At 55.7% G+C, this 21893-nt stretch carries 21 protein-coding genes; 18 read left to right on the forward strand and 3 right to left on the reverse strand.

All coding sequences use genetic code 11. The features are described from left to right. Positions 1–53: 53 nt before the first annotated feature. Positions 54–1097 carry a 16S rRNA (guanine(1207)-N(2))-methyltransferase RsmC gene (gene rsmC / locus KGP26_RS03500; RefSeq protein ID WP_024527242.1) on the reverse strand — a complete coding sequence of 348 codons (1044 nt, stop codon included), beginning with the start codon at positions 1095–1097 and terminating at the stop codon, positions 54–56. A 143-nt stretch (positions 1098–1240) separates the two neighbouring features. On the opposite strand from rsmC, the gene KGP26_RS03505 reads away from it, so the two are divergent. From KGP26_RS03505 to yjjJ, 14 genes are all read left to right on the forward strand, one after another. Next, a complete protein-coding gene (locus KGP26_RS03505; protein WP_115159041.1) occupies positions 1241–1678 on the forward strand; it encodes a DNA polymerase III subunit psi in 438 nt (145 codons plus the stop codon). Next, positions 1623–2066: a ribosomal protein S18-alanine N-acetyltransferase gene (gene rimI / locus KGP26_RS03510; RefSeq protein ID WP_037376676.1), complete on the forward strand. Its 444-nt coding sequence runs from the start codon at positions 1623–1625 to the stop codon at positions 2064–2066. Before KGP26_RS03505 ends, rimI begins: the two co-directional genes overlap by 56 nt. A gap of 192 nt (positions 2067–2258) precedes the next feature. Beyond that, positions 2259–3848 (forward strand): peptide chain release factor 3, encoded by a 1590-nt coding sequence (gene prfC / locus KGP26_RS03515; protein WP_223665022.1) that lies wholly within the window; start codon positions 2259–2261, stop codon positions 3846–3848. 536 nt (positions 3849–4384) lie between these two features. Then, positions 4385–4999, forward strand: coding sequence for a molecular chaperone OsmY (gene osmY / locus KGP26_RS03520; RefSeq protein ID WP_223665023.1), 615 nt, complete (start codon positions 4385–4387; stop codon positions 4997–4999). A gap of 140 nt (positions 5000–5139) precedes the next feature. Further along, positions 5140–5301 (forward strand): DUF1328 domain-containing protein, encoded by a 162-nt coding sequence (locus tag KGP26_RS03525; protein WP_004933089.1) that lies wholly within the window; start codon positions 5140–5142, stop codon positions 5299–5301. Positions 5302–5358: 57 nt separating this feature from the next. Further along, entirely contained in the window at positions 5359–5544 is a 186-nt protein-coding gene (locus KGP26_RS03530) for a CsbD family protein (RefSeq protein ID WP_024485503.1), read from the forward strand. 10 nt (positions 5545–5554) lie between these two features. Beyond that, positions 5555–6652, forward strand: coding sequence for a patatin family protein (locus KGP26_RS03535; protein ID WP_223498863.1), 1098 nt, complete (start codon positions 5555–5557; stop codon positions 6650–6652). After that, complete coding sequence (locus KGP26_RS03540; RefSeq protein WP_059199643.1) at positions 6649–7443, forward strand: TatD family hydrolase; 795 nt, start codon at positions 6649–6651, stop codon at positions 7441–7443. The genes KGP26_RS03535 and KGP26_RS03540 overlap by 4 nt, the downstream gene beginning before the upstream one ends. Positions 7444–7619: 176 nt before the next feature. Beyond that, a complete protein-coding gene (locus KGP26_RS03545; protein ID WP_059199644.1) occupies positions 7620–8897 on the forward strand; it encodes a NupC/NupG family nucleoside CNT transporter in 1278 nt (425 codons plus the stop codon). 353 nt (positions 8898–9250) lie between these two features. Further along, positions 9251–10030: a deoxyribose-phosphate aldolase gene (gene deoC / locus KGP26_RS03550; RefSeq protein ID WP_037376682.1), complete on the forward strand. Its 780-nt coding sequence runs from the start codon at positions 9251–9253 to the stop codon at positions 10028–10030. 101 nt (positions 10031–10131) lie between these two features. Next, positions 10132–11454: a thymidine phosphorylase gene (gene deoA / locus KGP26_RS03555; RefSeq protein ID WP_094982177.1), complete on the forward strand. Its 1323-nt coding sequence runs from the start codon at positions 10132–10134 to the stop codon at positions 11452–11454. Positions 11455–11528: 74 nt separating this feature from the next. Then, positions 11529–12752, forward strand: a complete 1224-nt coding sequence (deoB, locus tag KGP26_RS03560) for a phosphopentomutase (protein ID WP_021179221.1) — start codon at positions 11529–11531, stop codon at positions 12750–12752. Between the two features lie 65 nt (positions 12753–12817). Continuing rightward, positions 12818–13549 carry a purine-nucleoside phosphorylase gene (gene deoD / locus KGP26_RS03565; RefSeq protein ID WP_021179222.1) on the forward strand — a complete coding sequence of 244 codons (732 nt, stop codon included), beginning with the start codon at positions 12818–12820 and terminating at the stop codon, positions 13547–13549. Positions 13550–13685: 136 nt separating this feature from the next. Next, positions 13686–15029 (forward strand): type II toxin-antitoxin system HipA family toxin YjjJ, encoded by a 1344-nt coding sequence (gene yjjJ, locus KGP26_RS03570; RefSeq protein WP_094982176.1) that lies wholly within the window; start codon positions 13686–13688, stop codon positions 15027–15029. Here the strand turns inward: yjjJ and KGP26_RS03575 are convergent. After that, complete coding sequence (locus KGP26_RS03575; RefSeq protein ID WP_021179224.1) at positions 15026–15712, reverse strand: YtjB family periplasmic protein; 687 nt, start codon at positions 15710–15712, stop codon at positions 15026–15028. The two genes, yjjJ and KGP26_RS03575, sit on opposite strands and share 4 nt — an antisense overlap. A 200-nt stretch (positions 15713–15912) precedes the next feature. On the opposite strand from KGP26_RS03575, the gene serB reads away from it, so the two are divergent. Genes serB through nadR form a run of 3 tightly spaced genes read left to right on the forward strand, consistent with a single transcriptional unit; the run spans position 15913 to position 19590 of the window. Next, on the forward strand, positions 15913–16890 hold the full coding sequence (gene serB, locus KGP26_RS03580; RefSeq protein ID WP_179248451.1) for a phosphoserine phosphatase: 978 nt from the start codon (positions 15913–15915) through the stop codon (positions 16888–16890). A 3-nt stretch (positions 16891–16893) separates the two neighbouring features. After that, positions 16894–18282, forward strand: a complete 1389-nt coding sequence (radA, locus tag KGP26_RS03585; RefSeq protein ID WP_021808023.1) for a DNA repair protein RadA — start codon at positions 16894–16896, stop codon at positions 18280–18282. A 57-nt stretch (positions 18283–18339) separates the two neighbouring features. Beyond that, the gene (nadR, locus tag KGP26_RS03590; RefSeq protein ID WP_037376678.1) at positions 18340–19590 is read left to right on the forward strand and encodes a multifunctional transcriptional regulator/nicotinamide-nucleotide adenylyltransferase/ribosylnicotinamide kinase NadR; all 1251 of its coding nucleotides are present in this window, start codon (positions 18340–18342) and stop codon (positions 19588–19590) included. A 284-nt stretch (positions 19591–19874) separates the two neighbouring features. Here nadR and KGP26_RS03595 read toward each other — a convergent pair whose 3' ends face one another. After that, the gene (locus KGP26_RS03595) at positions 19875–20876 is read right to left on the reverse strand and encodes a zinc-binding alcohol dehydrogenase family protein (protein ID WP_223498865.1); all 1002 of its coding nucleotides are present in this window, start codon (positions 20874–20876) and stop codon (positions 19875–19877) included. Between the two features lie 100 nt (positions 20877–20976). Between KGP26_RS03595 and KGP26_RS03600 the strand changes: the two genes are divergently transcribed. After that, positions 20977–21885: a LysR family transcriptional regulator gene (locus tag KGP26_RS03600; protein WP_059199652.1), complete on the forward strand. Its 909-nt coding sequence runs from the start codon at positions 20977–20979 to the stop codon at positions 21883–21885. The last annotated feature ends 8 nt before the right edge of the window (positions 21886–21893 follow it).

A 21893-nucleotide genomic window follows, 5' to 3' on the forward strand; every position in this document is an offset into this window, starting at 1 on the left:
TACAGTGAGGATATTTCCCCCTAACCAGAGTGGTAAGGGGGAATCCTGACCTACTACCTTTTCTTCTTCGCATCGCGTGGCTGGCGGGCCACGGTGGCTTTGTACACCTTGAAGCGGCCATTCTGCGCCAACACTTCATGGCTGCCGAAGGTGGCATCCAGAATATCCGGGTAAGGCAGGAAGGCGTTGGCGACGATACGCAGTTGGCCACCGATTGGCAGGTGTTTTAACGCCCCGCGGATCAGCGTTTCTGCGGCGGTCAGGCTGGTGGCCAGGCCGTCATGGAACGGTGGGTTGGAGATGATCAGGTCAAAGCGGCCGGTAATGTCGGAGTAGACGTTACTGACGATCACTTCCCCTTCAATACCGTTGGCAGCCAGTGTCGCCCGGCTGGATTCTACGGCTGCGGCGTTGACGTCGCTGAGGGTCAGCTTCATTTTCGGCGACAGTTTAGACAGCACCGAAGCCATTACGCCAGCGCCACAACCCACGTCCAGCACTTTGCCTTTCATGTGTTTTTCCAGCGTGGAGAGCAGCAGTGAACTGCCAACGTCCAGGCCGTCACGGCTGAACACGCCAGGCAGCGTCTTCACTTCCAGATCGTGCAGCTGATAGCTTTCCCACCAGTCGGCCAGATCAAACTGGGTCTGCACATCGATGCGGCCATGATACAACCCACAGCGGCGAGCGCTGTCGATCTTGGCAAGCGTGGCATGGCCTTCCAGGGTTTGTTCCGCACTGCGCACGCCGCTGCGGTTTTCACCGACGACAAAAATTTCTGCGCCAACCGGCAGTAGGGCCAGGATATTGCACAGTTGGAACTGCGCTTCCTGCTTGCTCTTTGGCCAGTAATACACCAGCGTATCGCACTCGGCGACGAAGGCAGGATCGATCGTCAGGCCGAACTGTGCATGCTCTCCCATCGTCCGGTTCAGTAACTGCCAGTGATGGTATTGCTGGGTGTGGACACGCACATCCGCGGCCTCGAATTGGGCCGGCAGGGTATCCTGCAGATCGCCGGCAAACAGCACGCGACGTTCCATAAATTCATCACTGTGGCGCAGCATGACTTCACTGGCGGGGGTTAATGCAGACATCAGTTTTCGGCTCCTCAAGATTTAGCCGGAGATTATAGAGCTTTGTGGCCAGATGTTCGACGGGTTTGTTGGCGCAGGCTGCGCGGGTTTGTTAGCATAGCGCGGCATAGGGCAGGTAGGGTGCGTCACACACGGGGATCGGCATGGCATCAAAACGCGACTGGTTGTTACAACAGCTGGGGATTACGCAGTGGACATTACGCCGCCCTGGAGTGTTGCAGGGGGAGGTGGCGGTAAGCGTGCCCCCACACGTGCGCCTGCTGGTGGTGGCGCAGGCATTGCCAGACCAGCACGACCCGCTGTTTTGTGACGTGCTGCGCAGCCTGGGGCTGACGGCGGCACAAACCTATGGCCTGACACCGGATCAGGTAGCGATGCTGCCACAAGATACCGAGTGCAACAGTTGGCGGTTGGGCGTCACGGAGCCGTTAGCGGTGGCCGGCGCGCAACTACATAGCCCGGCGCTGGCCGAGCTTTCTCAAGATGCGAGTGCGAAACGCGCGCTCTGGCAGCAGATTTGTCATCATGAACAGCATTTCTACCCTGACAGCGGCCGATCTGGCCACAGCCTTCAAGATTGAACAAGCCAGCCATGCGTTTCCCTGGACCGAGGCGACGCTAGCCAGCAATCAGGGTGAACGTTACCTTAACCTGAAACTGGAAGCTGAAGGGCAAATGGCGGGTTTTGCCATTACCCAAATCGTGCTGGACGAAGCCACGCTGTTTAATATTGCCATCCATCCAAGCTGGCAGCGCCGGGGCTTTGGCCGCACTTTGCTGACTGCCGTGATCGAGCAATTGGCAGCGCGCGGTGTGGTCACTCTATGGCTGGAGGTTCGAGCCTCCAACCGCGGAGCGATAGCACTCTACGAAGACCTTGGCTTCAATGAAGTGACGGTGCGCCGCAACTATTACCCCGCAGCCAGTGGCCGCGAAGACGCGATCGTTATGGCGCTGCCGCTGGGGTAGCGACTTATAGTTCCCCTTGTGCAGCCAGTTTGGCCTGCCATTATCTTGTACCGAAGAAACCATTGATTGTCACCGGTTGGTAAATCAGCGAAAATACTCGGCTACTATCTTTTTATTACCGCTTTGCCTGGCGCCGCGATTGGCGCGTTGTGATGATGAGCAGGGCGGACTAACCATAGAAACGTGAAAAACATGTCTCCTAGTGAATTCGCCCGCGAAGTTGCGAAAAGAAGAACTTTCGCCATTATCTCGCACCCCGATGCGGGTAAAACCACCATCACCGAGAAGGTGCTGTTATTCGGACACGCTATCCAGACCGCCGGTACGGTAAAGGGCCGTGGCTCCAGCCAGCATGCCAAATCCGACTGGATGGAGATGGAAAAACAACGTGGTATTTCAATCACCACCTCGGTGATGCAGTTCCCGTACCGCGACTGCTTGGTCAACCTGCTCGATACCCCTGGGCACGAAGACTTCTCCGAAGATACCTACCGTACCCTGACGGCGGTGGACTGCTGCCTGATGGTAATCGACGCCGCAAAAGGCGTTGAAGATCGTACCCGCAAGCTGATGGAAGTTACCCGCCTGCGTGATACGCCGATCCTGACCTTCATGAACAAACTTGACCGTGACATCCGCGATCCGATGGAAGTGATGGACGAAGTTGAGCGCGAACTGAAAATCGCCTGCTCGCCGATCACCTGGCCGATCGGCTGCGGCAAGCTGTTCAAAGGGGTTTACCATCTCTATAAAGATGAAACCTATCTGTACCAGACCGGTAAAGGCCACACCATTCAGGAAGTGCGCATCGTTAAAGGGTTGAACAACCCGGAGCTCGATGCTGCCGTAGGCGAAGATCTGGCCGCCCAGCTGCGTGATGAGCTGGAACTGGTGCAAGGGGCCTCCCATGAGTTTGAGCAGGAAGCCTTCCTGGCAGGCGAACTGACCCCGGTGTTCTTCGGTACCGCTTTGGGCAACTTCGGTGTCGATCATATGCTTGATGGGCTGGTGGCCTGGGCGCCTGCGCCAATGCCGCGTAAAACCGATACCCGTGAAGTGGTCGCCGCTGAAGAGAAATTCACCGGCTTCGTGTTCAAGATCCAGGCGAACATGGATCCTAAACACCGCGACCGTGTGGCGTTTATGCGCGTGGTGTCTGGCCGCTATGAGAAAGGCATGAAGTTGCGCCAGGTTCGTACCGGCAAAGACGTGGTGATCTCCGATGCGCTGACCTTTATGGCCGGTGACCGCTCGCACGTTGAAGAAGCCTACCCAGGCGACATCATTGGCTTGCATAACCACGGCACCATTCAGATCGGCGACACCTTCACCCAGGGTGAGGATATGAAGTTCACCGGTATTCCGAACTTTGCGCCTGAACTGTTCCGCCGTATCCGCCTGCGCGATCCGCTCAAGCAGAAACAACTGCTGAAGGGGCTGGTCCAGCTGTCGGAAGAGGGGGCGGTGCAGGTATTCCGCCCAATCGCCAACAACGATCTGATCGTGGGTGCGGTAGGTGTGCTGCAGTTTGGCGTGGTGGTTGCCCGTCTGAAAAGCGAATACAACGTGGAAGCGCTGTATGAATCGGTTAACGTCTCCACAGCCCGTTGGGTCGAGTGCGACGACGTGAAGAAATTCGAAGAGTTCAAGCGTAAGAACGAGCTGAACCTGGCGCTGGACGGCGGCAACAACCTGTCGTATATCGCACCAACCATGGTTAACCTCAATCTGACTCAGGAACGTTACCCAGAAGTGGTGTTCCGCAAAACTCGCGAGCATTAATCTCGTCAACAGGGCGCTTCTAAGCGCCCTGTGTTTTCCTTCTTCAGCCCCCATCCTGCTAATTATTAAACCCTTCTCACTAATCATTTTGTCTAAACTGAACAGGATTTTCCGCGATCTGGCGGCAAATTTTCGCTGATGGTCTATATTTATCAGGGTGCATAGCGACATCTGAGCGTAAAATACTATTGTACCCACATATTTTAGAGAGTTATTCGGTAGTGTTGCCGATAGGAGACAGTCCTATCTTAGCAATATCAATAAGATAGTGATGTGGGTCTCAAATCAACTGCTATATGTCTCCAATAGACGACAGTTTTACGCTTAATTGTTGCTCATTTGTTTTGTTGTTGTTGATTTTTAACGGCGTTTTTAACTTGGCACGGGCATTGCAGGTATGTTTACCGTAGAGCAATAGTCCGGTCGTGAACGTTTGATTGTATAGAGATCGTGAAGTATTCATTTGAGTTAGCCGCACTCTGGCGGCACCAGAGCCCACAGCAGTTTGGGGTTCTACAACAAGAAGGAAGAGATCGATGAAAAATACCAAGTTTGCACATTCGCTGATGGCAGTCGTTTTGGGTTCGGTACTGGTTAGTGGTTCGGCCTTGGCTGAAGAGACCATGATGAACAAAGCATCAGGCGTCGTTGATAGTACTGGTGCCAAAATCGATAGCTCCATGAAAAAAGTCGACAACTATATGGATGACAGCGGCATAACGGCTAAAGTTAAAACTGCGTTGGTTGACGAGAAAGCCATTAAAAGCACCGACATCTCGGTGAAAACCGAAAAAGGTGTGGTGACGTTGAGCGGCTTTGTCGCCACTCAGGCTCAGGCTGAGCAAGCGGTTAGCGTTGCAGGCCGGGTGGAAGGGGTCAAATCCGTCAGCGATAAGCTGCACGTGAAAGATCAAGCGACCCAGTCGGTGAAATCCTATGCCGGTGACACCGCAACTACCAGCGAGCTGAAAGCTAAACTGCTGGCCGATGACATCGTGCCTTCACGCAACGTGAAAGTAGAAACCACCGATGGTGTGGTGCAGCTTTCCGGTGAGGTGAAAACCCAGGCGCAGTCTGACCGTGCAGAAAGTATTGCCAAAGCCATTGATGGCGTGAAAAGCGTCAAGAACGATCTGGCGGTAAAACCTTAATCGTCAGTAACAGTAAGCAACAACTCCCAGGCTAACGCCTGGGATGTACTACCAGAAATAGAATAATCCGCAGTTTTAAGCCGCACCCAGCAGGGGCGAGCCAAACGCGAAATTTTTATCACCATGGTAAGGAGAGGCTTATGTTTCGATGGGGCATTATATTTTTAGTGATTGCATTGATCGCCGCAGCACTGGGTTTTGGTTCGTTGGCAGGTACTGCTGCCTGGGCCGCCAAAGTCGTGTTCGTGGTAGGGATCATTCTGTTCCTGGTCAGCCTGTTTACCGGCCGTCGGCGCCCTTAGCGTCTCTCTAAACTGTAACAAAGCTTGATTCTTTTTCTCGGCGCCAGGAGGCAGGTCATGAATAGCGACATCATTGTTGGCCGTTGGAAACAGCTGAAAGGCCAGGTTTGGCAGGCATGGGCGGAGTTTTCCGGCAATGACGGCCTGTGGCTGGCAGGGAGCAATGACTGCCTCTCTGGCGTATTACAAGAAGATTACGGAAGAGAGCAAGAAGAGGTATCCTCGGGAAAACGGCCACATTGAGGATACGGGGTTGGGATACAGAATACCCATCACGCTCGGTAATATAGAACCCCTGGCGTATAAACCATACCGGCCCGGTAAAATGGCGCTGGTGTGTGAGGGCGGCGGACAGCGCGGTATCTTTACCGCCGGCGTACTGGATGAATTCCAGCGCGCCCGCTTCAACCCTTTTGAGCTGATGATTGGCACCTCTGCCGGCGCGCAGAACCTGTCGGCATTTATTTGTGGCCAGATGGGCTACGCACGGCGGGTGATCACCCGCTACACCACCTCTGCCAATTTCTTCAACCCGCTGCGCTTTGTACGTGGTGGGCATCTTATCGATCTCGATTGGTTGTTGGACATCACCTCGCAACAGTTGCCACTGGCCTTTGACGTGGCGGAGCAACAGTTGGGCGATGGCCGTGAATTTTTGATGTGTGCCTGCCGCAGCGATGACTTTACGCCGGTTTATCTCCCTGCGGCACGGGATAGCTGGTTACCGGCAATCAAGGCCTCCAGCGCCATTCCCGGTTTTTATCGTATGGGCGTAGAGCTGGATGGCATCAGCTATCAGGATGGCGGCATCAGCGATGCTATCCCCGTGGAAGAGGCCTATCGCCGTGGGGCGGATACCATCGTGGTGATCCGCACCGTACCTTCACAGATGGTTTATACGCCGAAGTGGATGAAACGCATGGAGCAATGGCTGGGTGAAAGCAGCCTGCAGCAAATGGTGCGGGTGTTGCAGCATCATGAGCAGAGCTATTTGCGCATCCAGCAATTTATTGAAAAACCTCCCGGTAAACTGCGCATCTTCGAAATATTCCCGCCTAAGCCGCTGGCGAGCAATGCGCTCGGCAGCCGTTTGCCCGCGCTTAATCGCGATTACCATCTGGGCCGCCGTTGTGGGCGCTATTTCCTGGCTACGGTTGGCCACTGGCTGCTGGAGCAGGAAAAGATGGATGGTATGAAGGTGAAAAAGTCGCTCTCGCGTCGTCTGATCCAGCCGGAAACCGTGCGGATGCCTTCGCCGATTATTACCGATGTGCTCAACCCGCAGGGCCATGCCGTGCAACCTGAACTGCCACCAAAAATCATCCTGCCAGGTGACGGAGATGTGCTGTGAGTTACGCCTTTACGGATACCCATTGCCACTTTGATTTCCCGCCTTTTAGCGGGGATGAGCAAGCGAGCCTGGCACTGTCCGCGCAAGCTGGGGTGCAGCAAATTATTGTGCCAGCGGTAACGGCCGATCGCTTTGTGCGTATTCTCAAACTGGCGCGCGAACATACTCCGTTGTTTGCCGCGCTGGGGTTACACCCACTGTATATCGCCCAACACCATGATGAGCAGCTCGAACAACTGGCAGGTTTTCTGGCCAGTAAGCCGCAGAAGCTGGTCGCGGTGGGGGAGATAGGGTTGGATCTGTATATGGCCGAGCCGCAGTTTGAACGCCAACAGGCGTTGCTCAAGGCACAGCTGAAGCTGGCAAAGCAGTATGATCTGCCGGTGATCCTGCACTCTCGCCGTAGCCACGATCAGTTAGCTGCCGCATTGCGTCGTACCGAGGTGCCGCGCCGTGGTGTGGTGCATGGCTTTGCTGGCAGTCTGGCTCAGGCGCAGGCCTTTATTCGCCTCGGTTATTACATTGGTGTAGGCGGCACGATCAGCTACGAGCGGGCGCAGAAAACCCGCCAGGTGATGGCGCAGTTGCCGTTGACCTCGCTGTTGCTGGAAACCGATGCGCCGGACATGCCGTTGGCGGGTTATCAAGGGCAGCCGAACCGACCTGAACGGGCTGCGGAGGTATTTCAGGTACTCTGCCAACTGCGGCCTGAATCTGCCGACGACATTGCCGAACAGCTACAACAAAATAGCCAATCCCTGTTTGCATTAGATCCGTACCTCTCACTTTAAATGTGATTTGAATCACGTTGTGTGATTTTCAGTTACTTCCACTTGTATATATTTGTGACATAAAACGAGTCTCATCCCGCCTCGCTCAGTATAATTGCGTCCCATTATCGCCCTTGGGCAACCCGTTTTATCCTGCGGGTCGGGGCATTTCTTCTTCGCAACAGGGACATATTCGTATGCAACTCTTCATGAGCCTGGTCGGTATGGTGGTCTTGATCGCCATTGCGGTGCTGCTTTCCAGCAACCGGCGCGCTATTAAACTGCGTACCGTACTCGGCGCGTTTATCATTCAGGTTGGCATTGGCGCGCTAGTGCTCTATGTCCCGATCGGGCGACGTATTCTTGGTGGCATGTCGGAAGGGGTGGCAAACGTCATCGCTTACGGTAACGAGGGCATCTCTTTTATCTTTGGTGGCCTGGTTTCCGACAAAATGTTTGAAGTGTTCGGCGGTGGCGGCTTCGTGTTCGCCCTGCGCGTGTTACCGGTGATTGTGTTCTTCTCCTCGCTGATTGCGGTGCTCTATTACCTGGGCATCATGCAGGTGGTGATCAAGCTCCTCGGCGGTGGTTTACATAAGCTGTTGGGTACTTCGCGGACGGAATCGCTGTCAGCCACGGCCAATATTTTTGTGGGGCAGACCGAAGCGCCGCTGGTGGTGCGCCCTTATATCGCCACCATGACCCAGTCGGAACTGTTTGCCGTGATGTGCGGCGGCCTGGCTTCGGTAGCCGGTTCCGTGCTGGCGGGCTATGCCCAGATGGGGGTACCGTTGGAATACCTGATCGCCGCTTCCTTTATGGCCGCGCCGGGTGGGCTGTTGTTTGCCAAACTGATGGTGCCGGAAACCGAAAATACCCAAGACCGAGCCGATGCGATGAAGCTGATCGCCGAAGATGACCGCCCGGCCAACGTCATCGACGCTGCTGCCTCGGGTGCGGCATCCGGTATGCAGTTGGCGCTGAACGTGGGGGCGATGCTGTTGGCATTTATCGCTCTGATCGCGTTGCTTAACGGTATTCTTGGCGGTATTGGTGGCTGGTTCGATTTCCCACAGCTGTCGCTGGAGCTGATCCTGGGCTGGGTGTTCTCGCCAATCGCGTTCCTGATTGGTGTGCCTTGGAGTGAAGCGATGGTGGCCGGTTCGTTTATCGGGCAGAAGGTGATCGTTAACGAATTCGTGGCCTACATGAACTTTGGTGCCTACCTGCGTCCAGATGACGTGGTGGCTGCTGAGGGTCTACAGGTGTTGTCACAGCACACCAAGGCGATCATCTCCTTCGCGCTGTGTGGGTTTGCCAACCTGTCTTCCGTAGCGATCCTGCTGGGTGGTCTAGGCAGCATGGCACCAGGCCGTCGTCACGACATTGCTCGTTTCGGGTTGAAAGCGGTGGCAGCCGGTACCTTATCCAACCTGATGAGTGCCACCATCGCCGGATTCTTCCTGGCGTTGTAAGCTATACTTGGTATCAACAACCAGGCTCCTGAAGGGGCCTGGTTGCCTGCCAACAGGGCATTCGCCTGATGACCGCCGTCTCTTTAGTGAATTTGTGAACAATATCGCGTTATTTTGTGATGATCTTCACATATAATTCAGTCCTGTTACAGTGCTATCCTGTGTAGTGTGAATCAGAGCACAAATATGCCAGAGTGATCGTGTTCAAATGGCGATTGCTGGCTATGCGAAAATCGAAGGGCTATGTGCGGTGAGAAGGATCTCAGTTGCTGGCGTGGGAAGACTATCCCGCGCGCTATCTTCAAGGAACCAAGTCCGCTCGCCAACATCAGAATGCTCAGTTGGAGAGTTTTATGACCGAATTAACCGCAGCAGCGCAACGCGCGCTGAACCTGATGGATTTAACCACGCTGAACGAAGATGACACCGACGAGAAAGTGATCGCGTTGTGTCGTCAGGCGAACAGCCCGGCAGGCCATACTGCCGCCATCTGCATCTATCCGCGTTTTATCCCGATTGCCCGCAAAACGCTGCGTGAGCAGGGGACGCCAGATATCCGTATCGCCACCGTCACCAACTTCCCCCATGGCAATGATGATATCGACATCGCCGTGGCAGAAACCCGTGCGGCCATCGCCTACGGTGCCGATGAAGTTGACGTGGTATTCCCTTACCGTGCCCTGATGGCCGGTAACGAGGAAGTCGGGTTTGAGCTGGTCAAACAGTGCAAGCAGGCCTGCGCCGCTGCCAACGTGCTGCTGAAAGTGATCATCGAAACCGGTGAGCTGAAGCAGGCGGAACTGATCCGTAAAGCCTCCGAGATCTCTATCAAGGCTGGTGCTGATTTTATCAAGACTTCTACCGGTAAGGTGCCGGTCAACGCCACGCTGGAAAGCGCTGAGCTGATGATGACCGTGATCCGTGATATGGGCGTAGGCAAAACCGTTGGCTTCAAGCCAGCCGGTGGCGTGCGTACCGCTGAAGATGCTCAACAGTATCTGCAACTTGCCGGGCGTCTGCTGGGAGAAGACTGGGCCGACGCGCGCCACTTCCGCTTTGGTGCTTCGAGCCTGTTAGCCAGCCTGCTGACCACGCTGGGGCATAGCACCCAAGCCGCTGGTAACGGTTACTGATTTTCTCTCACGTCTTGTTGTGTTGGGGCTGCCAAGCGGCCCCGTTAACGCAGCGCGCAGGCGTATCGAATGACTCTATTTAGCTAAAACAGGGGGCTACTTTGTTCTTGGCACAAGAAATAATCCGTAAAAAACGTGACGGGCAACCGTTGAGCGAAGCTGAGATCCGCTTCTTCATTAACGGCATTCGCGATAACGTGGTGTCAGAAGGGCAGATTGCTGCGCTGGCGATGACCATCTATTTCCACGACATGACCATGCCAGAGCGTGTGGCGCTGACCATGGCAATGCGTGATTCCGGCACGGTGCTGGACTGGAAAAGCCTGTCGCTGAACGGCCCGATTGTGGATAAACACTCTACCGGCGGCGTGGGCGACGTGACTTCGCTGATGCTTGGCCCGATGGTGGCAGCCTGTGGCGGCTACGTACCGATGATTTCAGGCCGTGGTCTGGGCCACACTGGCGGTACGCTGGACAAACTGGAAGCGATCCCAGGTTTTGATATTTTCCCGGATGACAACGCGTTCCGTAAGATCATCAAAGACGTTGGCGTGGCGATTATCGGCCAGACCAGTTCACTGGCTCCGGCAGACAAGCGTTTCTACGCGACGCGCGATATCACCGCTACCGTCGACTCCATTCCGCTGATCACCGGCTCTATTCTGGCTAAGAAACTGGCCGAAGGGCTGGATGCGTTGGTGATGGACGTGAAGGTTGGCAGCGGAGCCTTTATGCCGACCTACCAGCTTTCTGACGATTTGGCCCAGGCGATCGTGGGCGTTGCGAACGGTGCCGGTTGCAAGACGACCGCGCTGTTGACCGATATGAACCAGGTGCTGGCTTCCAGCGCCGGTAATGCGGTCGAAGTGCGTGAAGCGGTACGCTTCCTGACCGGGGAGTATCGCAATCCGCGTCTGCTGGAAGTGACCATGGCGTTGAGCGTGGAAATGCTGCTGTCTGGCGGCCTGGCTACCGACGATGCTGACGCTCGTGCCAAACTGCAGGCGGTGCTGGATAACGGCAAAGCGGCGGAAATCTTTGGCCGCATGGTGGCGGCACAGAAAGGCCCAAGCGATTTTATCGAGCGTTACGACAGCTATCTGCCAGCCGCGACGTTAACCAAGCCGGTTTATGCCGAGAAACCAGGTATCATTAACGCGATGGATACCCGTGCTCTGGGTATGGCGGTGGTGTCACTGGGCGGTGGCCGTCGTCGTGCGACCGACAGCATCGACTACAGCGTGGGCCTGACCGATGTGGCCCGCCTGGGCGACACTGTCGATACGCAGCGTCCATTGGCGGTTATCCATGCCAACGACGAAGAAAGCTGGCAGCAGGCGGCAGATGCGGTACGCAGCGCGATGGTTCTGGGCGACAAAGCGCCAGAAGTCACGCCGGTGGTTTACAAACGCATCACCGAATAACCTCTGTCTAAAGAATCAGGAGTGGCAGCGGCCTTTTCGCTGTCGCCCTCAGCGTGAATACGCAGGAGAGTATGATGAAACGTACATTTATTATGGTATTAGACTCATTCGGCATTGGCGCGAGTGAAGATGCCAAAAGCTTTGGTGATGAAGGTTCCGATACCCTTGGCCATATCGCTGCTGCCTGTGCGCGCGGCGAAGCCAACGTGGGCCGTAGCGGCCCGCTGACCCTGCCAAACCTGAGCCGTTTGGGCTTGGGCAAAGCGGCGGAAGAATCGACCGGCAAGTTCCCGGAAGGGTTGGATAAAGACGCTGAAATCATCGGTGCTTACGGCCATGCCAGCGAGCTTTCCTCCGGTAAAGATACGCCATCAGGTCACTGGGAAATTGCCGGTGTGCCAGTCTTGTTCGACTGGGGCTACTTCTCGGACGAGCACAACAGCTTCCCGCAGGAACTGCTGGACAAGCTGGTGGCGCGTGCCAACCTGCCAGGCTACCTCGGTAACTGCCATTCATCCGGTACCGTGATCCTGGATCAACTGGGCGAAGAGCATATGAAAACCGGCAAGCCGATTTTCTACACCTCTGCGGACTCGGTGTTCCAGATTGCCTGCCATGAAGAGACTTTCGGCCTGGATCGCCTGTACGAGCTGTGTGAGATCGCTCGTGAAGAGTTGACCGAAGGTGGCTACAACATCGGCCGTGTGATTGCCCGTCCGTTCCTGGGGAATAAGCCAGGTGAGTTCCAGCGTACCGGTAACCGTCACGATCTGGCCGTGGAACCCCCGGCTCCAACCGTGCTGAAAAAGCTGGTAGATGAGAAGGGTGGCGAAGTGGTTTCCATCGGTAAGATTGCCGATATCTATGCCAACGTAGGGATCACCAAGAAGGTGAAAGCTACCGGGATCGACGCCCTGTTCGACGCCACCTTGATCGAGATGGAAAAAGCCGGTGACAACACCATCGTGTTCACCAACTTTGTTGATTTCGACTCCTCCTACGGCCACCGCCGTGACGTGGCTGGCTATGCTGCCGCGCTGGAGCTGTTCGACCGCCGTCTGCCAGAGCTGCTGAAGCTGGTGAAAGGGGATGACATCATCATCTTCACCGCTGACCACGGCTGCGACCCGACCTGGCCAGGCACCGACCACACCCGTGAGCACATCCCGGTTCTGGTCTATGGCCCGAAAGTCAAACCAGGTTCGCTGGGGCATCGCGAAACCTTCGCCGATATCGGCCAGACCGTCGCCAGCTATTTTGGCGTATCGCCGATGGATTACGGCAAATCCATGTTTTAATATCGCTTTAATGACGCTGGCCTTGATGCCAGCGTCTTTATTTCAATGAATTGAGGGAAGTGATTATGGCAACGCCACATATTAATGCTGAGATGGGTGATTTCGCTGATGTAGTGCTGATGCCGGGGGATCCGCTGCGGGCAAAATATATCGCAGAAACCTTCCTGGAAGGCGCAGTGGAAGTGAACAACGTGCGTGGTATGTTGGGTTTCACCGGCACCTACAAAGGTCGTAAAATCTCGGTAATGGGCCACGGCATGGGCATCCCATCCTGCTCTATCTATGCGCGTGAACTGATTGCCGAGTTTGGCGTGAAGAAAATCATCCGTGTCGGCTCTTGTGGCGCCGTGCGTGATGACGTCAAACTGCGTGATGTGGTGATCGGCATGGGGGCTTGTACCGATTCCCAGGTTAACCGTATGCGCTTCAAAGGCCACGACTATGCGGCCATTGCGGATTTCGACATGGTGCGTAATGCGGTAGACGCTGCGGCTGCTCAGGGCATCCCTGCACGCGTGGGTAATATCTTCTCCGCCGATCTGTTCTACACGCCAGATCCGGATATGTTCCAGGTGATGAAGAAGTACGGCATCCTGGGCGTAGAGATGGAAGCGGCAGGCATCTACGGCGTGGCCGCAGAGCTGTATGAAGAGTTTGGTAGCACGGCGTTGACCATCTGCACCGTTTCCGACCATATCCTGCGTCACGAGCAGACCACTGCTGCCGAGCGTCAGACCACCTTTAACGAGATGATCGTTATCGCGCTGGAATCTGTCCTGCTGGGCGACAAAGCGTAATGACCTCGCGGGCGCAGCACGCTGCGCCCCATTTTATCTATTCACCCTTATACCAACCTTTCTAGCTAATTCTTTACCTTTCCGCTAATTAGCGCTATTACTCTATTCATCTATCTATTCACTAATCTATTCAGCGATGAGCACAGTCGAAAAAATTCTGCGTAATGGACCCGCTTCTTCCCGGGAACTGACTGCCGCATTGGGGATCAGCCAACCCACGCTGTCGCGCCGTATCCGCGATTTGGCAAGATCGGTTCTGGTCATCGACAAAGGCAGATCCACGCGTTATGCGCTCAGGCGGGAGGTGGCTGGTGAGTCGAATTTCCCACTGTATCAAATCGATAAGCTGGGTAAGGCGCATCTGTTTGCCACGCTCTATTCCCTCTATCCGGCAGACAGCTGCGCGGTGTTCGATGAACAAAGCGGTAAGTGGCAGTTGTATGATGGTTTGCCTTGGTATCTGAACGATTTGCGCCCGGTAGGTTTTCTTGGCCGCGCCTGGGGGAAAGCCGTTGCACGGCAGCTAAAGTTGCCGGAAGACGTTCTGCAATGGAATGAAGAACAGCGCCTGGTAGCGCTTTGTCATTATGGTGAGGATATGAGTGGCGATCTGTTGCCAGGCGCAGAGAGTTATCAGCGTTGGTTAACGCGTGCGGCTGAAATCCCGGTACCGATGGCGGGCAAGGCCAAGCATTACGCTACGCTGTCTACACGCGCATTAGCGGGGGAACTGATTGGTTCTTCTGCCGGTGGCGAGCAGCCCAAGTTTAGTGCCTATGCCGAACTGTCGGGAGGTCGCCGAAGTCATGTGTTGGTGAAGTTCAGTACGGTACCGGACAACGCCATTGCGCAACGCTGGAGCGATTTGCTAATCGCAGAGTCATTGGCATTGCAAGTGGTTGCAGAGGCCGGGTTGTGTTCCGCACCGACAAAGGTGCTGTTTGGCGATAACCAACAGTGTTTTTTGGAGATCGAACGATTTGATCGTATTGGTGAACATGGGAGAGTCGCTCTGGTTTCACTGGAAGCGTTGGATGCCGAGTTTAGCGGCAGCGGCGGGGCTAACTGGGTCACCGCAGCGGAAAAGCTATTGCAGCAGGGGATCATCGATCATCAAACCTGGAAAACAATCGGTCTATATTGGGCATTTGGCAGGCTGATCGCCAATAGCGATATGCACCAGGGGAATCTATCGTTCCTGCGTACGGAGCAGTGGCCGATGGTATTGGCTCCGTTGTATGACATGTTGCCGATGGCGTTTGCCCCTGCCAATAGCGGTAATATGCGAAAAACAGCGGTGGAAATCAGATTGGGCAATGAGGTCAACGGCCCCATTTGGCGGCAGGCCGAGTTGATGGCGGTTGAATTCTGGCAGCGTACGGCACAACATCCGCAGATCAGCGAATCGTTCCGGGCCATTGCTGCTCAAATGCGGGTACAGCTTCAGACGCTGAACGATCGTATTCAGCGCTTGGCTTAATCTTTCTTTGTCTCTTCCTGCTCTGCCGGTTTCTCGTCATCACCATCATCTACCGTGTTACCTTCTGCCAGCGGCGTGTTGGCGGTTAGCAGGTATGGCGACTGCTGCCAGCGGCTGCGGCGGCCTTGCAACAGGGTACGGGCCAAAATAATGCCGATGGCCAGCGCCAGCAGGATCATCAGGCGCAGCAGGTTGGTGGTGTTATCCACCTGTTTGGATTCGGTGGCCAGCACGTGAGTATCCAGCGTTACGCGGATAAAGCCCAGCGGGCCATCTTTGCCCTGGATTGACTCGACAAGCTGGTGGTTGAAGTAGCTACCCGCGCGTTTGCCATCCAGCGCCAGGCGATCGCGCACGCTAATCTGCTCGCCGGAATGGGCGATCAGGGTGCCGTCCAATTGATAGACGCTGGCGTCCAGAATACGGCTGTGATCGGTCAACTGCGTGAGAATGCGCTCAACCTGCTGATTGTCTATGTCGCTGTCGCCATCCATCAGCGGAGTCAGGCTAAAAGCCACCTGCTTGGTCAAGGTTTGTGCCAATTCTTCGACCTGTTCCGATCGCGCCATTTGGTGGCTCAGGCTAAAATAGGAGGCACCTTGCATCAACAGCACCAGCAACGCCAGGCAAATCAGGATAATCGCGGTGCGATGCAGGCGGAATTTCAGTTTAGCTTTAGCCATTAGGCTTCCTTTAGGGCGGTCATCCGGGAGTCACGATTGACCACCTGGCTGTGCGGTACCGGGATGTACCAATACCGCGAGCGCAGCGATGCGCTAGAGCGGCCAACTAGAGATTCATAGGGTAATATGTTGCCAGAAGCAATGGCGATAGGATAGCTTGATGCGTCGTTTTATCATGCAGTGTTATTCAGGAGTTAAGGATGCCAAATAGTCTGACCTATTGCGATCTCCCCGCTGAGATCTCTCAATGGCCGGGGTTGCCTCTTTCGTTGAGCGGTGACGAAGTCATGCCGCTGGACTATCGGGCGGGCCACACCGGTTGGCTACTATATGGCAGAGAACTGGATAAAGAGCGTATTACTCAGTTCCAGCGCAAGCTGGGTGCCGCGATGGTGATCGTGACGGCCTGGGCGGTGGAAGATTATCAGGTGGTTCGCCTGGCGGGCACGCTAACTGCGCGCGCCAAACTGTTGGCGAACGAAAGCGGGTTAGACGTTGCTCCACTGGGCAAAATCCCTAACCTGCGCAAGCCGGGCCTGTTGGTGATGGATATGGACTCGACGGCGATCCAGATTGAGTGCATCGACGAAATCGCCAAGTTGGCCGGGGTGGGTGAGCAGGTCAGTGAAGTGACCGAACGCGCGATGCGTGGCGAACTCGATTTCACCGCTAGCCTGCGCCAACGCGTGGGTACGTTGAAAGGGGCTGATGCCAATATCCTCAAGCAGGTGCGTGATGAATTGCCGTTGATGCCTGGGTTGACCAGCCTGGTGCGCAAGCTGCAGGCGCTCGACTGGCACGTCGCCATTGCCTCCGGCGGCTTTACCTATTATGCCGAGTACCTGCGTGACAAGCTCAAGCTGGTGGCCGTAGCCGCCAATGAACTGGAGATCCGCGACGGTAAGCTGACCGGCGAGGTGCTGGGGCCGATCGTGGATGCGCAGTTCAAGGCAGATACTTTGGTGGCGCTGGCAGAGAAGCTGGGGATCCCACCGCAGCAAACCGTAGCGATCGGCGACGGTGCCAACGATTTGAAAATGCTGCAGGTGGCCGGGCTGGGTATTGCCTATCACGCGAAGCCTAAGGTCTATGAGAAGGCGCAGGTCTCGATCCGCCATGCCGATCTGCTGGGAGTGCTCTGTGTGCTCTGCGGCAGTTTGAAACACGATGTGAGGTAAGCTGTGGCAAAAGCAGTAAAGCGGGCATTTGTCTGTAATGAATGCGGCGCTGATTATCCGCGCTGGCAGGGGCAATGCAGTGCCTGTCAGGCCTGGAACACCATTACAGAAGTGCGCCTGGCTTCAGTCTCCTCTTCCGCTGCTCGTAGCGAGCGTTTAAGCGGCTATGCGGGCGATGCCGGTATCAGCAAGGTGCAGAAGCTTTCGGACATCAGTCTGCAAGAGCTGCCGCGTTTCTCTACCGGCTTTCTGGAATTTGACCGCGTACTGGGCGGCGGCGTGGTGCCGGGCAGTGCGATCCTGATCGGCGGTAACCCCGGCGCGGGGAAAAGTACGCTGCTGTTGCAGGTGCTGTGCAAACTCGCCGAGCAGATGAAAACCCTGTACGTCACCGGTGAAGAGTCGCTGCAACAGGTCGCGATGCGTGCCCATCGTCTTGGGTTGCCCACCGGCGGCCTTAACATGCTGTCGGAAACCAGTATCGAGCAGATCTGCCTGATCGCCGAGCAGGAGCAACCACGGCTGATGGTGATCGACTCGATCCAGGTCATGCATATGGCGGATATCCAGTCATCGCCAGGCAGCGTGGCGCAGGTGCGCGAAACGGCGGCCTATCTCACCCGCTTTGCTAAAACTCGCGGCGTGGCGATCGTGATGGTTGGTCACGTCACCAAAGATGGCTCGCTGGCCGGGCCGAAAGTCCTCGAACACTGTATCGACTGTTCGGTGTTGTTGGATGGCGATGCCGATTCCCGTTTCCGTACGCTGCGCAGCCATAAAAACCGTTTTGGTGCGGTCAACGAGCTGGGCGTGTTCGCCATGACCGAGCAGGGGCTGCGTGAGGTGAGTAACCCTTCCGCGATCTTCCTCAGCCGGGGTGATGAAGTGACCTCTGGCAGTTCGGTGATGGTGGTCTGGGAAGGTACCAGGCCACTGCTGGTTGAGATCCAGGCGCTGGTCGATCACTCGATGATGTCTAACCCGCGCCGCGTTGCCGTGGGCCTGGAACAGAACCGTTTGGCAATCTTGCTGGCGGTGTTGCACCGCCACGGTGGCTTGCAGATGTCCGACCAAGACGTTTTTGTCAACGTGGTAGGCGGCGTCAAGGTTAGCGAAACCAGTGCCGATCTGGCATTGCTGTTGGCGTTGGTCTCCAGCCTGCGCGACCGCCCATTGCCTAACGATCTGGTGGTGTTTGGCGAAGTGGGGCTGGCAGGGGAAATCCGCCCGGTGCCTAGCGGCCAGGAGCGTATTTCCGAAGCGGCCAAACACGGTTTCAAGCGGGCGATCGTGCCACATGCCAACGTGCCGAAGAAACCACCGGCCAATATGCAGGTATTCGGCGTCAAGAAGCTGGCGGATGCGCTGGACGTGCTGGAACAGTTTTATTAATTGCCGCCCGCTGCGCGGAATATGCTATTTTGTTTAGCATAATAAACGGGAGGGTTTATGCGGCAGTTCGATTACCTCAAGGCAGCGATTAAGCAACAGGGATGTACCTTACAGCAGGTAGCTGATGCCAGTAGCATGACTAAAGGCTACCTCAGCCAGCTGTTGAATGACAAAATCAAAAGCCCGAGCGCGCAGAAGCTGGAGGCCCTGCACCGTTTCCTGGGGCTGGAATTCCCGCGTCGGGAGAAGAAAGTCGGCGTGGTGTTTGGTAAATTTTACCCGCTGCATACCGGCCATATCTATCTGATCCAGCGCGCCTGTAGCCAGGTTGACGAGCTGCATGTGATCCTGTGCCACGATGAACCGCGCGATCTGTTGCTGTTCGAGAACAGCTCCATGTCACAGCAGCCGACGGTCAGCGATCGTCTGCGCTGGCTGTTGCAGACCTTTAAATACCAGAAAAATATCCATATTCACTCTTTCGACGAAAAGGGCATCGAACCTTACCCGCACGGCTGGGACGTGTGGAGCAACGGCGTGAAGAGCTTTATGGAGCAAAAGGGCATCGTCCCGAGCTTTATCTATTCCAGCGAAGAGCTGGATGCCCCTCGTTACCGCGAACATCTTGGGATTGAAACCATCCTGGTGGATCCCGAACGGTCCTTTATGAACATCAGCGGTAGCCAGATCCGACAGGATCCATTCCGCTATTGGGACTATATCCCGACCGAAGTGAAGCCGTTCTTTGTGCGCACGGTGGCGATCCTGGGCGGCGAATCCAGCGGTAAGTCAACGCTGGTCAACAAACTGGCGAACATCTTCAACACCACCAGCGCCTGGGAATATGGCCGTGACTACGTCTTCTCCCACCTCGGGGGTGACGAGATGGCGTTGCAGTATTCCGACTATGACAAGATCGCGCTTGGGCAGGCCCAGTACGTGGATTTTGCGGTGAAATACGCCAATAAAGTGGCGTTTATCGACACCGACTTTGTCACCACGCAGGCGTTCTGTAAAAAGTATGAAGGGCGGGAGCACCCGTTCGTTCAGGCGTTGATCGACGAATACCGTTTCGATCTGGTGATCCTGCTGGAGAACAATACCCCTTGGGTGGCCGACGGCTTGCGCAGCCTGGGTAGCCCGGTCGATCGCAAGGCGTTTCAATATTTGTTGGAAGAGATGCTGCACGCCAATAACATCGAATATGCTCACGTAGAGTCGAGCGATTACGAGGAGCGTTTCTTGCGCTGTGTCGAGCTGGTGCAGCAACTGCTGGCGGCGGATGCCAGCCGCTTGGTGAAGTTTTAGGGACGTTTTAGGCTGGTAAATGTCGATGTAGTGGCGATGTAGTGCCCCTCACCCTAACCCTCTCCCACAGGGAGAGGGAACCGATCGAGTGTGTTTGAAATTGTCGTGACTCACCTTTAATGGGGAGGCGATCGAGTTTGCCAAGATGTTCTCTTCACTTCCAAACGAGCAGAGGCTATCAGCTCCCTCTCCCTGTGGGAGAGGGTTGGGGTGAGGGGGCCATCGCTTAAATATCATGTATATAGCAATTTATTAATACCTGATAAATCGACCTTTCCACTAACTTAGTAAGTTATCACCAGCTTGCCCTGCATATGCCCATCCAACAGCTTGGCATGCGCGGCGGTCAACGTATCCACCGTCAGCCCCTGTAGCGTTTCGCTCAGCGTGGTGGTCAATTTACCCTCATCGAGCAATTGCGCCACCTGTTTGAGGATCTCCCCTTGCTGGGCAATATCCGGCGTGGTGAACATGCTGCGGGTAAACATGAATTCCCAATGCAGCGCTGCGCTTTTCAGTTTCAGCGCATTTTGATCCAGCGGTTGGCTGTTCTCGACGATGGTGCAGATATGGCCGAGCGGGGCGACCAGATCGCTGATGGCTTGCCAGTGGCCGTCGGTATCGTTCAAGCACAGGATATAATCCACGCTCTCAATCCCTTCCTTGGCCAGGTTGCCTTTCAGGTCGCGGTAATCCACCACCAGTTCAGCACCCCGTTCGCGGCACCAGGCGGCCGATTCCGGGCGAGAGGCCGTAGCGATGACTTTCACCTTGCTACGCTGTGCCGCCAAGGGGATCGCCAGCGAGCCGACGCCACCGGCTCCGCCGATGATCAGCAGCGTTTTACCGGCAGCCGCATGCTGAATATTCAGGTGTTCAAACAGGGCTTCCCACGCGGTAAGCGCGGTCAGCGGCATCGCGGCGGCTTGCGCCCAGTCCAGGCTGGCCGGTTTATGTGCCACGATACGTGAGTCAATCAGCTGATGGGTGCTGTTGCTGCCCGGACGGGTAATATCCCCGGCATACCACACCTCATCGCCGGGTTTGAACCCGCTAACGCTGCTGCCCACTTCGAGCACCACGCCGCTGGCATCCCAGCCTAGAATACGTGGCTGCTGCAAACCCTTCTTTTGCAGGCCTGCATGAACCTTGGTATCGACCGGGTTAACGGAAACGGCTTTCACTTCCACCAGCAGATCGTATTGACCCGGTGCGGGTTTTTCTGGAGCGATCTCGATAAAACCGGCTGGATTTTTCGGATCGACGGCAATGGCTTTGATTAACATAATTGTGCTCCTTCGCATGAATAGTTCCAGTGTAGACCCTGAGGAGTAGAGTGATAAGATGGACAATAACTAACTAAGTGTTCGTCTGAGGTGAACAATTATGTTCAAGCAGTTGCAGGATATGGCGTTGTTTGCGCTGGTGGCGGAGTGCGGCAGTTTTACGGCGGCAGCCAAACGGGCCGGGCTGCCTAAATCCAGCGTTAGCCAGCGTGTCAGCCAGTTGGAACAAAAGCTCGGTCTGCGCTTGCTCAACCGCACCACCCGGCAGTTAAATTTGACCTTTGCCGGTGAGCGCTATCTTGAACATTGTCAGGAGATGCTCTCTGCTGCCGAACGGGCCGATCTGGCCTTGCAGCGCTTACGCGATAACCCCAGTGGCCGTCTACGCATCTCCACGCCTGCCGGGCTGGGGGCGACGTTGCTTCCGCGTCTGGCGGCAGATTTTCAGCGCCAATATCCGGATGTCTCGTTGGAAGTGTCAGTGTCGGATGCCATGGTGGATATGGTGCAGGAGGGCTTTGATGCGGCATTGCGTACCGGCAGGCCGCAGGATTCCTCGTTGATTGGCCGCCGTCTGGGGCATGCTCCCCGTTATTTGTTGGCTGCACCGGAGTATCTGGCCCAACATCCGCCATTGCTGCATCCGCAGCAGTTGCAGCAGCATCTTTGCATCGCTCACCGCGCCTGGCCCGCCTGGATATTGCGCCGGGGTGAGGAGTACTACCGTTGGCAATTGCCGCTGCGGCATACCACCGATAATCTGTTATATGCGCGCGAATGTGCCATTTTGGGGGCGGGCATTACACTGTTGCCCGCGTTTCTCAGCCGCGAAGTGGTCGCGCAAAAGCAGTTGGTGGAAGTGTTGCCGCAGTGGCAGGCCGAAGGGAATGAACTGTATCTGGTTTACCCGAGCCGTAAGCTTAATTCCCCGGCGCTAGCCTGTTTTATCGATGTCGTGATCCAGCATCCGGTCTTTGTGGATTATGCGCAGGCGCTGGATTGGGGATAACAAAAAGC

Origin of the sequence: Serratia sp. JSRIV002 (assembly GCF_019968725.1) — a bacterium.
GTDB classification, from domain to species: Bacteria; Pseudomonadota; Gammaproteobacteria; order Enterobacterales; family Enterobacteriaceae; genus Chania; species Chania fonticola_B.

Bases quoted from the DNA above. Each gene is read 5' to 3' on its own strand.
- KGP26_RS03545 (WP_059199644.1), top strand. From the start codon at position 7,620: ATGCAACTCTTCATGAGCCTGGTCGGTATGGTGGTCTTGATCGCCATT.
- deoC (WP_037376682.1), top strand. From the start codon at position 9,251: ATGACCGAATTAACCGCAGCAGCGCAACGCGCGCTGAACCTGATGGAT.
- prfC (WP_223665022.1), top strand. From the start codon at position 2,259: ATGTCTCCTAGTGAATTCGCCCGCGAAGTTGCGAAAAGAAGAACTTTC.
- KGP26_RS03525 (WP_004933089.1), top strand. From the start codon at position 5,140: ATGTTTCGATGGGGCATTATATTTTTAGTGATTGCATTGATCGCCGCA.
- deoD (WP_021179222.1), top strand. From the start codon at position 12,818: ATGGCAACGCCACATATTAATGCTGAGATGGGTGATTTCGCTGATGTA.
- osmY (WP_223665023.1), top strand. From the start codon at position 4,385: ATGAAAAATACCAAGTTTGCACATTCGCTGATGGCAGTCGTTTTGGGT.
- KGP26_RS03575 (WP_021179224.1), bottom strand. From the start codon at position 15,712: ATGGCTAAAGCTAAACTGAAATTCCGCCTGCATCGCACCGCGATTATC.
- yjjJ (WP_094982176.1), top strand. From the start codon at position 13,686: ATGAGCACAGTCGAAAAAATTCTGCGTAATGGACCCGCTTCTTCCCGG.
- deoB (WP_021179221.1), top strand. From the start codon at position 11,529: ATGAAACGTACATTTATTATGGTATTAGACTCATTCGGCATTGGCGCG.
- KGP26_RS03505 (WP_115159041.1), top strand. From the start codon at position 1,241: ATGGCATCAAAACGCGACTGGTTGTTACAACAGCTGGGGATTACGCAG.
- rsmC (WP_024527242.1), bottom strand. From the start codon at position 1,097: ATGTCTGCATTAACCCCCGCCAGTGAAGTCATGCTGCGCCACAGTGAT.
- rimI (WP_037376676.1), top strand. From the start codon at position 1,623: ATGAACAGCATTTCTACCCTGACAGCGGCCGATCTGGCCACAGCCTTC.
- KGP26_RS03530 (WP_024485503.1), top strand. From the start codon at position 5,359: ATGAATAGCGACATCATTGTTGGCCGTTGGAAACAGCTGAAAGGCCAG.
- nadR (WP_037376678.1), top strand. From the start codon at position 18,340: ATGCGGCAGTTCGATTACCTCAAGGCAGCGATTAAGCAACAGGGATGT.
- serB (WP_179248451.1), top strand. From the start codon at position 15,913: ATGCCAAATAGTCTGACCTATTGCGATCTCCCCGCTGAGATCTCTCAA.
- KGP26_RS03595 (WP_223498865.1), bottom strand. From the start codon at position 20,876: ATGTTAATCAAAGCCATTGCCGTCGATCCGAAAAATCCAGCCGGTTTT.
- KGP26_RS03600 (WP_059199652.1), top strand. From the start codon at position 20,977: ATGTTCAAGCAGTTGCAGGATATGGCGTTGTTTGCGCTGGTGGCGGAG.